Origin of the sequence: Pedobacter cryoconitis (genome assembly GCF_014200605.1) — a bacterium.
GTDB classification, from domain to species: Bacteria; Bacteroidota; Bacteroidia; order Sphingobacteriales; family Sphingobacteriaceae; genus Pedobacter; species Pedobacter cryoconitis_B.
Window position 1 is genome coordinate 424655 of the sequence record NZ_JACHCE010000005.1, and the last position, 12195, is coordinate 436849.

The 12195-nt window shown below is 38.4% G+C and carries 9 protein-coding genes; 4 read left to right on the plus strand and 5 right to left on the minus strand.

What is annotated here, in order from left to right:
- Positions 1-26 precede the first annotated feature (26 nt).
- Together HDE68_RS17425 and HDE68_RS17430 are read left to right on the plus strand one after the other, a co-directional pair.
- On the plus strand, positions 27-953 hold the full coding sequence (locus HDE68_RS17425; RefSeq protein ID WP_221300778.1) for an efflux RND transporter periplasmic adaptor subunit: 927 nt from the start codon (positions 27-29) through the stop codon (positions 951-953).
- Entirely contained in the window at positions 953-3973 is a 3021-nt protein-coding gene (locus tag HDE68_RS17430) for an efflux RND transporter permease subunit (RefSeq protein WP_183883489.1), read from the plus strand. The genes HDE68_RS17425 and HDE68_RS17430 overlap by 1 nt, the downstream gene beginning before the upstream one ends.
- 63 nt (positions 3974-4036) lie before the next feature.
- Here HDE68_RS17430 and HDE68_RS17435 read toward each other — a convergent pair whose 3' ends face one another.
- The 3 genes from HDE68_RS17435 to HDE68_RS17445 form a co-directional block, all read right to left on the minus strand.
- On the minus strand, positions 4037-5044 hold the full coding sequence (locus HDE68_RS17435; protein WP_183883490.1) for a YncE family protein: 1008 nt from the start codon (positions 5042-5044) through the stop codon (positions 4037-4039).
- Positions 5045-5131: 87 nt separating this feature from the next.
- Positions 5132-5545, minus strand: coding sequence for an EamA family transporter (locus tag HDE68_RS17440; RefSeq protein ID WP_183883491.1), 414 nt, complete (start codon positions 5543-5545; stop codon positions 5132-5134).
- A 2-nt stretch (positions 5546-5547) separates the two neighbouring features.
- The gene (locus tag HDE68_RS17445) at positions 5548-6363 is read right to left on the minus strand and encodes a sterol desaturase family protein (protein WP_183883492.1); all 816 of its coding nucleotides are present in this window, start codon (positions 6361-6363) and stop codon (positions 5548-5550) included.
- A 281-nt stretch (positions 6364-6644) separates the two neighbouring features.
- Here HDE68_RS17445 and HDE68_RS17450 point away from each other — a divergent pair, with 281 nt between their 5' ends.
- Positions 6645-9020, plus strand: a complete 2376-nt coding sequence (locus HDE68_RS17450) for an ABC transporter permease (protein WP_183883493.1) — start codon at positions 6645-6647, stop codon at positions 9018-9020.
- Between the two features lie 49 nt (positions 9021-9069).
- On the opposite strand, the gene HDE68_RS17455 is transcribed toward HDE68_RS17450, so the two are convergent.
- Complete coding sequence (locus tag HDE68_RS17455; RefSeq protein ID WP_183883494.1) at positions 9070-10227, minus strand: hypothetical protein; 1158 nt, start codon at positions 10225-10227, stop codon at positions 9070-9072.
- A 10-nt stretch (positions 10228-10237) separates the two neighbouring features.
- Positions 10238-11131, minus strand: coding sequence for a TssN family type VI secretion system protein (locus HDE68_RS17460; RefSeq protein WP_183883495.1), 894 nt, complete (start codon positions 11129-11131; stop codon positions 10238-10240).
- A 117-nt stretch (positions 11132-11248) separates the two neighbouring features.
- On the opposite strand from HDE68_RS17460, the gene HDE68_RS17465 reads away from it, so the two are divergent.
- Positions 11249-12187: a type VI secretion system baseplate subunit TssG gene (locus tag HDE68_RS17465; protein WP_183883496.1), complete on the plus strand. Its 939-nt coding sequence runs from the start codon at positions 11249-11251 to the stop codon at positions 12185-12187.
- The last annotated feature ends 8 nt before the right edge of the window (positions 12188-12195 follow it).

Here is a 12195-nt window from a genome sequence, read left to right on the forward strand (position 1 = left end):
ACATCCTGCAAAGAAATATATACCGAATGAAAAAGATGATAATTAACGTTTTGCTCCTTACTGTATCTGCAGCATTACTGGTGTCCTGTCAGCAGGGTGCTAAACCAGCAGCCGAGGAAACTGTAACACCGGAAACCCCGGTACAAGTAGTTACGATCAGTAATTCTGCTTTGAGTGAAGACGTGGTATTAAACGCTACTTCCGCTTATCTTGAAAAAAGCTTTGTGAAAGCGAATACTAATGGTTACTTACAAAGCGCAGCTGTACAGGCGGGTACGGTAGTAGGCAGTAACCAGGTTTTATTTAAGCTGATTACTAAAGAAGCACGCGCAATTGGCAATTCAATTAACCAGCTTGATCCTGGGTTTAAGTTCTCCGGGATTTCTACTATCCGTGCAGAAAAAAGCGGCTACGTTATACTGGTTAATCATCAAAAGGGTGATTATGTACAGGACGGTGAGGCTTTAGCCACGATTATCAATCAATCCAGTCTGGTGTTTTTGCTGGACCTGCCTTATGAAATGCGCAGTGTCCTGGTTCAGAATAAAACTTTGGAGCTGACTCTGCCTGATGGCGAAAAACTAAAAGGAACAGTTACATCGGCCTTGCCTGCAGTTGATTCTTTAGCGCAAACCCAGCGCATGGTTATTAAGGTCAATGCTTCACATCCGATCCCCGAAAATCTGATTGCAAAAGTAAGGGTTGTCAAGTCTGCAGTTTCCAATGTACAGGTATTGCCTAAATCGGCTGTGCTAACTAATGAAACAGAAGATGAATTTTGGGTGATGAAGATGATCAATGATTCTACGGCAGTGAAAACGGTTGTGAAAAAAGGAATGGAGGATGGGAAGTCGATTCAGATATTATCTCCTGTTTTTGCAGTGAAAGACCGCCTGATTACTATAGGCAATTACGGACTTGCAGACACGGCAAAAGTTAAAATCACTAAATAATGAAGAACTTTTTTATTTCTCATAGAAATCCGCTCGTTGTTGTACTGATCCTTATCCTGGCGGGTGGCTTGTTTTCCTATCAGCATTTAAAAACTTCGCTGTTCCCGGAGATTACTTTTCCTAAAATAAAGATTATTGCAGATGCTGAATTGCAGCCCGTAGATCAAATGATGATTACGGTAACGCGGCCTCTGGAAAATGCAGTTAAACAAGTGCCTGATCTTCATTTGATCAGGAGCACAACCAGCAGAGGAAGTTGTGAGATTTCTGCGTATATGAACTGGAACGCTGATATTGATTTAAGTCAGCAAAGAATTGAGTCTCAAATAGAAAAAATCAGGAATAGCTTACCGCCAGGGGTGAATTTGTCGGTAGAGAAGATGAATCCTTCGATTTTGCCGGTAAGTGGTTATACTTTAGAAAGTCATACACAGTCACCTATTGCCTTAAAAAAATTAGCTACTTATACCATTAAGCCATTCTTGTCACAGGTTGACGGTGTGTCTGAAATCAGGGTAATCGGAGGGAAGGATAAAGAATACTGGATTCAGCTGGACAGACAAAAAATGAGTGCTTTGTCAATCAGTCCTGATCTGTTGAATACAGTTTTAACACAGACAAATTTTATTAAGTCTAACGGGTATTTATCAGATTATAATTATTTGTATTTATCAATTACGGATGCCACTATCAAAACAAAGACAGATCTTGAAAACCTGATTATCAGTAAAAAGAATAACCGGATAGTCAGGGTAAAAGATGTAGGTGAGGTTAAAATTCAGGAGGGTGTAGCTTATACCAGGATTAATGCGAATGGTAAAGACGCAATTCTGGTTGCGGTCATTAAACAGCCTAATGCGAATCTGGTAGATCTGTCCACGCAGATGCAGGAAAAAATTGTAGCACTTAGAAAAATATTGCCTAAAGGAGTAACTATAAAACCTTATTATCAGCAATCTGACTTTGTAGAAGAGTCGGTAAGAAGTGTAAGTGATAGTTTATTGATTGGACTGGCTTTAGCCATTATCGTTGCGATTATCTTTTTAAGGTCTTTAAAAGCGAGTGCAACGATATTGATTACCATTCCAATTACTTTATGTTTAACTGTAATTGTACTCTATGGAATTGGATATTCTTTGAATATTATGACTTTAGGGGCTATTGCAGCTGCTATAGGCTTGATTATAGATGATGCGATTGTAGTGGTGGAACAGATTCACCGTACGCATGAGGAGCATCCCGAAGAACCTACGGTAAACCTGCTGAAAAAAGCTATCGATTATCTGTTTCCGGCTATGCTGGGTTCTTCGATCAGTACCATTGTGATCTTTGTGCCTTTTGTGCTGATGACCGGGGTGGCAGGATCATATTTTCAGGTGATGACTAATACGATGATCATTACTTTAGTCTGTTCTTTCTTTGTCACCTGGATTGGTTTACCAGTTGTATACTTGTTATTAACGAAAGATACTTCAGCTAATTCGGTAAAAGCGGTTACCCATCAGGTTCATCAGCAGAACTGGGTTTATTATTTTATTAAAAAACCATGGATAAGTTATCTTTCAATGGTTGTTTTAGCGGTGATTATCTTTTTAATCCTTCCAGGGCTGGAAACTGGATTTTTACCGGAAATGGATGAGGGAAGTGTCGTAGTTGATTATAATTCCCCTCCGGGTACTTCTCTTGCTGAAACTGACAGAATGCTCAGGGAGGTAGAGAAACTAATTGTCAAAATACCAGAAGTACAGACTTATTCCCGTAGAACGGGTACACAAATGGGCTTTTTTATTACTGAACCTAATACTGGTGATTATCTGATCCAGTTGAAACCAGACAGGAAAAGAAGTACAGATGAGGTGATTAGTGATATCAGATCTAAAATACTGGCTTCTCAACCAGCGTTAAAAGTTGATTTTGGGCAGGTAATAGGGGATATGCTGGGTGATTTAATGAGTTCTACCCAACCTATTGAGGTTAAGATATTTGGTAATGAACAGGATAAGTTAAAAGCTTTATCAAAGCAGGTTGCCGAACTGGTAGCAAAGGTTACCGGGACTGCAGATGTGTTTAACGGAATTGTTAACGCGGGGCCTTCTTTAAATATACAGCCTGATTTCGCACTGCTTGCACAATACGGAATTACACCGGGAGATTTTCAGTTTCAGGTCCAGAATGCTTTACAGGGAAATGTTATTGGTAATGTGTATGATCAGCAACAGCTTACGCCGATCCGGATGATTTATCCCGGTGCGAAGCAGTTTGGTATAACAGATGTCAGTAAGCTGCAATTGTTTTTACCTGGTGGTGGTGTTGTACCTATTCAGAATCTTGCACAGGTGGGCATCAAAGCGGGAGATGCTGAAATTAAGAGAGAGAATTTACAATCTATAGGTGTGGTAACCGCCAGATTGGAATCCAGAGACCTGGGAAGTGTGATGACAGATATTCAAAAAGTGATCGGATCTAAGGTTAATTTGCCTGCTGGTTATCATATTGAATATGGGGGAGCCTATGCAGAGCAGCAACAGTCATTCAAAGAACTGTTAACGATCCTGGTAGCTTCAAGTTTATTGGTGTTCAGTGTGATTTTGTTTCTTTTTAAGGACTTTAGGATCGCATTTATTATCCTTACGATTTCTTTACTGGGGATTTCAGGAAGTTACCTGGCTTTATTCCTGACACATACACCTTTGAATGTAGGTAGTTATACGGGGCTGATTATGATTGTAGGGATTATAGGAGAAAATGCAATCTTCACTTTTTTACAGTTTAAAGAGTCTTTACAGGATAAAACTGTGGATGAGGCTATTGTTTATTCTATATCGACCAGGTTAAGACCTAAACTGATGACCGCACTGGGAGCTATTATTGCACTGATGCCACTGGCTTTAGGGATTGGCGCGGGGGCACAGATGCATCAGCCATTAGCCATAGCTGTGATTGGTGGTTTTATAATTGCACTGCCTTTATTATTGATTATTTTACCAAGTATGGTCAGAAGGTTTTATAGGGTTAAATAGATTTTTTGTTTAACGTAAAAAGAGCGGCCGGATTTTCTGCCGCTCTTTATCTTTTAACCTGTTTTATTTTCCGTAAGTCAATACCCTGAATGTTCCTGGAAAACGTCCTGATTTTTTACCTTCACCAGGCTTCAAATCTGCCGTAGGCAAAAAGATGTGATGGCTTTCGTAATCCAATGCTAATGTCCGCGCACCTTTTTGGGTTTTAACATTTTCAAGTACAGTGAATTTATTGGCATTTATTTCTTTAATTACTGTTAGTGTACCTTCTCCATTAGCACTGTAAATAAGTTTTAACTGTGGATCGAAAGCAACGCCATCACTGCCCTCACCAATAGGTAAAGCAGCTATTTTCTGACCAGTAGCAGCATCCAGAACAAATAATATTTTGTTCGCACAGCCAACAAATAAACGGGATGTTAACCCGTCTATAGCTAAACCAGATGGCTCATCACCACCCGCCAGTTTGTGACGTCCGGTCACTTTAAAATTATGGGTATTGATACATACAACTTCATTTTTATCTTCCAGATTGACATAAACATTGCCTTTTCCATCAGATACACCAGTTTCTGGTTTACCACCCAATGGAATAGTTGCAATTACTTCATCTTTTACAGGATCAATGATACTGGCGTCCAGGCTATGCCCATTAAAGACAAATAGCTTTTTTGAAAAATCATCATAGAAAATTGCATCAGGGTTATCCCCAACTTTTATCTTTTTCAATACCGTATTGGTATGGAGGTCAAAAACTGTACAATCACCCGATTTTCCATTACTAGTATATCCTTTTTTTAAGGCCGGAACAATGGCTATACCATGTACTCCTGGTGTATTTTTAATGATACCGACTGAATCTCCTGTGGTCGCATTGATAATATTCACCTGTATACCATGAGAGAGGTACAATTTGTTTTGTGTATGATCAGCAAGCAGGTAATCCCAGCTTTCATCACCACTTACTTTATGGCTGTTTAATAAATGGATTCCTGTTTTTGTTTGTGCCTGTAAAGCTGCTGCTGCACAGAAATTGAGTAGAAGTATGGCTAAGGTGGCCGTCTTTTTCATGATGTTTTTGATGCAAAAAAACACATAGACTCTGTAGTAATTCTGGAGGAAAGGAAATATTGGTATGGAAAGGTTTTAAATACTTATTTAGAAGATCAATATAAGAGTTCCGCCAATAATTAATAATACCGCAAGACCTGTTTTAACAGTGAGCGGTTCGCCAAGAAAGATAACCGATAATAGAATTGCAATGGCTACACTTGCCTTATCTACAGGGGCAACCTGTGAAACCTTTCCCATTTGCAGTGCCTTAAAATAAAAGATCCAGGATAAGCCTGTCGCTAATCCTGATAAAAGCAGAAATGTCCAGTTTTGTCTGGTCAAACTGGCAATACCGTGATGATCATTTCTGAAAAATACAATCGCCCAGGCCAGTAATAAAATCACCACGGTTCTGATGGCTGTGGCCAGATTGGAATCTATACCTTTAATCCCGATTTTTGCCAGTATTGCTGTTAATGCTGCAAAGAAGGCCGATAATAAAGCATAGATCCACCACATATTTATTCAGGTTTATTCCTTTTAAAAAAGGGAAATTTAATCAGATGAAAAAAGTTGGAAGGCGGGTGACCATGATATACGTCCAGCCCAAACCGGATCTCTGAGGCTTCCATTTCTTTATAAGTACCAAACATCCTGTCCCAGATACTAAATACATCGCCATAATTACAATCTGTATACGGCAATTCGAAATGATGATGTACGTGGTGCAGGTTAGGGGTGATGAATAATAACCCGCATATTTTCTCCGTCCGTTTTGGGAGCTTTAAATAGGTGTGCGCAATTAAATTGGCAAATGTCTGTACGGTTTGTCTTAATAAAAGCAATCCTATGGAAGCACCGGCTAAAAATACCCAGACAATCTGGAAACAAACTCTGACAAAAGTTTCACCGGGATGTTCTCTTACTGTAGTAGAGACATCCATTTCGATATCTGTATGGTGTACCAGATGGAAATTCCATAAAGGCCCCGCTTTATGCATAATTACATGATAAATATATTCGAAAAAGTCCATCAGGAAGAAACCAGCAACATATTTTACCCATGGGCTATGGCTATGAGGCAATAAGTATAAAATTCCCCAATGGTGAATGCTGACCCATCCGGAAACAAATATAACGATCACTGTCATGGTGAGTTGTATAGGAAGAGCAGTCATGATAAATTTCAGGTTACCCCAGGTATGCTGCCACTTTTTTTTCAGGGAGTGTAGTGCAACACTAAATTCTGCAAGCCAGATCGAGATAATTACAACAAGATATAAAATGATCTGTATAAGGGTTCCATGATCTTTTAACATGGATGATATCGTATTCATGCGGGTATTATTAATGAATTTATTTCTTAACCTAAACAATGATAATACTTAATACTGTAGGAAAACTAAAGGTAAAATTTATTTGAAAAATCCGACATTAAATAACGATTAAAATCGTTTAGTGTTGATTTTGTGATTAACTTGGATTTTGAACATTACCGGACACTAACTGTTCATTTCCGATCAGCTGAATATTTAAAAATGCGCTATTTGTTGTGTTGAGTCATTTTTAAAGGATGGCATCAGTATGGCTATAACGAGATCAGTAAATTAAATTAATTATGTTCCAACATCATCTGTTACTGATTTATAGAAATTTTAAAAAATATAAGAGTTCGTTCTTTATTAATCTTGTAGGGCTAACTGCCGGGCTTACCTGTACTTTACTGATTTATTTATGGGTAAATGATGAGCTCAGAATGGATAAGTTTCAGGAGAAAGGAAGTCAGCTTTACCAGGTGATGGAGAATGAAAAGACTGAAGCAGGGATCAATACTACCGATCTGACTGCCGGCCTGTTAGCTGAAGCTCTCTTAAAAGAAATGCCAGAGGTAGAGGATGCAGTTATGGTTTCGCCTGCTTATTGGATTGCATCAAGCAAACTCTCTGTGAAAAATAATACAGGTATTCAGGGGGGAGGACTTTTTGCCGGAAAGAATTTTTTTAAGGTGTTTTCGTATCCTTTAATTTCAGGTAATGCTGATCAGGTACTGAATAACAAGAATTCGATTGTTATTTCAGCGCAAATGGCAATGAAATTATTCCATAGTACAGATGTAGTAGGAAAAGAAGTTACATGGGAAAATTCAGATATGGTCAACGAAAACCATACACTGATTTCGGGTGTGTTTAAAGATATACCTGCTAATTCTTCAGGTAAGTTTGATTTTATAGTTTCTATAGATCCGCTGATGGTGCCGGAATCTGGATTGCGCAAATGGGAAAGTCATGGCCCTAATACCTTTGTAGTGCTGAAAAAAGGTGCAGATGTTGAGGTTTTTAATTCAAGGATTAAGAATTTTATGCAGTCAAAAGGAGTGGATAGAAGGGAGTTATTCATCAGGGCATATACAGATAGTTATTTATATGATAAATATGAAAATGGGAAACAGGCCGGTGGCAGAATTGAATACGTAAAATTGTTTTCTCTGATTGCTGTATTTATCCTGATTATTGCCTGTGTCAATTTTATGAATCTGGCAACTGCCAGGGCTTCGGTCAGGATGAAAGAGGTTGGTATTAAAAAGGTGATGGGGGCCAGCCGTGGGTCACTGATGATGCAATATATGGGAGAAGCTATTTTCCTGGCTTTTCTTTCTTTGTTTTTCTCTTTACTTTTTGTGGAATTGCTGCTTCCTCAGTTCAATGAAGTTACCGGAAAACATTTGTTTTTACATTTTGATCTGAAGCTTATTCTTGCATTAATGGGGATAACAATTTTCACCGGACTGATCTCAGGTAGTTATCCGGCCCTGTATTTATCTGGTTTTAATCCTGCCGCCGCCTTAAAAGGGAAAATAAGTCATAGTGCAGGAGAATTATGGACGCGTCAGGGATTAGTTGTCTTTCAGTTTACGCTTTCAGTTATCCTGATTGTATCTGTATTGGTTGTCTATAAACAGATTGAATTTGTACAGCATACGAAGGCTGGTTATCAGAAGGATAATGTTTTATATATTGAAGCAGAAGGAAAACTTAAAACTAATGCGGGAACTTTCATTACAGCATTGAAAAATATCCCTGATGTAGTGAATGCCTCGAGTATGGATAAGCGGTTTATTGGGGACCTGAAAGGTACAGTTGGTGATTTTAACTGGGAAGGCAGAGATCCGAAACAGGTAATTAAGTTCCAGTTTGCTGGTCTTAATAGTGGCCTGATCGAGACTATGGGAATGGAAATGGCTGATGGCCGTGCATTTTCCAGTCAGTTTGGTGCTGATAGTACAAAAGTTATCATTAATGAGGCTGGAATAAAAGTGATGGGATTGAAAGATCCTATAGGGAAGATCTTTACTTTATGGGGTAAAGAACTGCAAATTATAGGAGTAATGAAGGATGTTCATTTTGAATCTATGCACGAGGTAATCAAGCCTATGTTTTTCTTATACAATGCTAAGAATACGAACAGGATTATGGTTAAGATTAAAGCGGGGCATGAAAAGAATACCGTTGCTGCAATTCTGCACCTTTACAGGGATTTTAATCAGGGAGGTAATCCCAGCTATAAGTTTTTAGATCAGGATTTTCAGGAGCAATATATTGCAGAGAACAGAATTTCACTGTTATCAAGGTATTTCGCCATTCTGGCTATTGTGATATCCTGCCTTGGTTTATTCGGACTGGCTTCTTTTACTGCAGCACGCAAACTGAAAGAAATTGGGGTCAGAAAGGTTTTGGGAGCAAGTGAATGGGCAATCATTTATAGCTTATCTAAAGATTTTGTAAAGCCGGTCATCATATCGATACTGATCGCATTGCCATTGAGTTATATTTTGACAAAGTACTGGCTGGCTACTTTTGCCTATAGAATAGAATTGCAGTTATGGTATTTTGCCGGAGCGGGATTTCTTGCACTGCTTATCTCATGGGTTACTGTTAGTATACAGGCTATAAAGGCCGGGCTGAAAAATCCGATAGCTTGTTTAAGAGACGAATAAGAATTGAGAAGGAGATGAAGGTTATTCATCTCCTTTTATTTTTTGAGTTTTAATCCAGTAAAGTCCAGGTTCTTTTGGTTTGAACCTGCTGTACCATTTGCTGCTCTGCAACAACGATGTTTTCTTTACGCTGACCTATATATTCAAGCATGCTTAGTTTATTCCAGAGCGCTACCATTACTTTTAAAAACTCTTCAATTGCAGACATTGATGTATGGATATTCTGATGATCATAAATCATTTCAATATTACGTGCCAGCAGTTCTTCGAAGTTTCCCGGAGTTACATCACGCCACTCGTAGAAATATTTAAGCATTTCTTCTCTTTCCCTGGGTTCAATCAATTTGATCCCTGTGAAAAATACATGCGCCAGGTTGGAACAGTAACCTACAATATGAACAGGAGACTGCTGATAACCTAAATTCCTGTAGTTGAAAAATATCTGTGCGATATAATCCAGCAGCTTTTCAGATAATAAACGGATATTTCTTCCCAGAGGAGTAATGGAATCTTTAGCAGAGGTCTTATCGATAATTTTAAAGGCCGCCAGCTGCAGATCGTTAATTAATGAGCTGAACAGTTCATAATATCTGATCAGGCCGGGGTGGCTGACAATAGAACTGCTTGGTGGGATATAATTGGTATTAATGGCTATTCTGCCATTCTCCACCACAAACTGGCCTATGGTAAGATGATAACTATCTGTTGCATTCGGGGTTATTTCTGATGCAGGCAGAATTGCAATACTATATTTCTTTGAAATATCCGGGTATCTTGGCGGGTTATCCTGCGGATCGGGGCTTCCGGAAGGTACTCTTTCAAAAGGATTGACCAGCAACAGGATATTATAAACCGAAACTTTGGAATAATCCGTGTTTTCATTGCTGAAAAACTGGCTGTGAGAAAGCTGGTTATCATAATTTGAGGTATTTGCAATATCAATTCTGCATCCCTCGGCAGTAATGGCATTACAATGCCTTACCTTAATCTCAATATGATTTGTTGCCTTTTCTGAGATTTCTATATCATGTGATACACGCTCACCAACAAAAGGAGGGAGAAGGCCGTAGTTAAAGTTGTTCAAAGATATTGAATTGGCATCTCTCACAAAGTCCTGGTTAAACTGATCTGTAGCAACAAAATGGCTGCTGGATAGTTTCATCCCATCCACCCAGTTAACGGGTTTATATTTTAGTGGTGAAATCATAGTAGTTTAATTATATGAAAATAGATTCGTCTCCGACTGTTTCAGGCTTATTGGCATTTTCAGATACCCTTTTCGCATAAATTGTAACTTTCTCTGTGATCCGGTTGGTCATGATATCATGGTCCGGGTCAATAAATATATTCTTTCTGAAAAAAGAAGTTTTAATAAAAAATATCCACTTGAAAGACTCACTGTCTTCACTGGTATATTTCACAGGGCTTTTAGGGAATTTGAGGTTATAATCTTCAATGAATTTATAGAACCAGTTCCCGAATACCATATTTTCAGGGGCTTTGGCTTTTACACGTAAAGGTTCAGGATCATCTGTGTTTTTATATAATTCAAGCTCCAGAACAAGCATACGGTCAAAGTCTAAATGATCCATATCAATATTGATAGGGCTTGACGGATATTGCCAGATCTTATAGATTTCAGTTGGGATGCTGATCAGTGCTACATAGGCCCACCAGAATAGTAAAGGAACGATAAAAGTCAGGATGCTTGTTGCAGCCCATAACCCGAAATGAATCTCACTAAGCCAGTTAAAAGCGAGCTGGAATAAGTAAAAACTCAGCAGTGAGCCCACCAGTATACCGAAGATGATAAAAAGCTTTCTATCCAGTAATTCTTTTGGATATTTTTTGGTGAACAGGTAAACAAAAAGGGTACCGGCCATCACATAATAAATCTGACAGATAATATATCCCCAGGGCATAAAATCGAAGCTCAGAAATCCAAGGAAACCAGGTAAAGCGAGTACCAGGCTTAATACCAGAATACCGATAATCAATCTTTTGTTATTAAGAAACTGGTTCTTCTTGTTTACAATTGAGAGTAAAGCTGCGGATACAATAAAAATTAAAGGGAATAATAAATATCGGATAAAGAATGATTGAACGTCCATTAAATTCTACTTGATGTTTTTGTTTAACTCTTAACAAATATAATACCTTAAATATATCAAAATAAGAATGGTATAGTTATTAGTGTATATTAGTTTAATTATATCGTAAATAAATATATGAAACAGAGGCTGCATTTAAAGAACGATTTGAATACTGATTTTCAAGCTATCACTAAAGTTGCAGAGCTGATCGAAAATGGGGATTTTCATACAGATCAGATTGCAGTTCTCCCTATAGGTGCGAAACAAAGGGCTTATGCAAAAGATATTGGTAATTATTCATTTTATTATTCTGATAGTAAACGTAAGGATTGTTTAAATATAGAGGTTAATCAGGAAGGCTTTTACGATATGCTTCCCGAAGGACTGTTCCATACCCCTCCAACAGGGAGTGCGGGGATGTCTGAAGAGGAAATGGTTGAAGATGTACAACTGAGAAGAATAGAAGAAAGAGATGCCAGAAAATTCTTTATGCCTTTTGAGGCAGAGATTAATTATCTTAAAACCGTATTGCAGCTTTATGAAAACAGACTGGATAAAAGAACTACCTATGATGACCTGACCAATATCTTTGCGGCAGAATGGAAAGAATTTGAGCTGCTTGATAAGGAACAAAGTATCATCTGGATGCATTTTCTGCCGGTTATACATCAAAAACGTAATGATCTGAAGTTTCTTGGGCAATTATTGACTGCACTTTTTAAAGTACCTGTTGAGGCTGTTCTGAAAAGTACAAATGTGAAGTCTTTGCCAATTGATGAGGGATTACAGTTTAGATTGGGATCGGGTGCTTTAGGCCTGAATTCTATTATTGGCAGTAGTTTTTTAAGTGATGAAGAACATGTATATATCAATGTAGGACCTGTCGATATCAGGAAATTAGTCAATTTTATGCCTGGGACTGCACATGCCCATTTAATAGATCTTGCTGTATCTTATCTTGTACCTGTTGAAACTGAGGTGACTACAAATCTGGTCGCCACCCCGCAAAACCAGGTGGGATCTCTGGGAGAGGAAAGTCCTAATTCCTATTTAGGATATACGGTTTATCTTTAGCTGAGCTT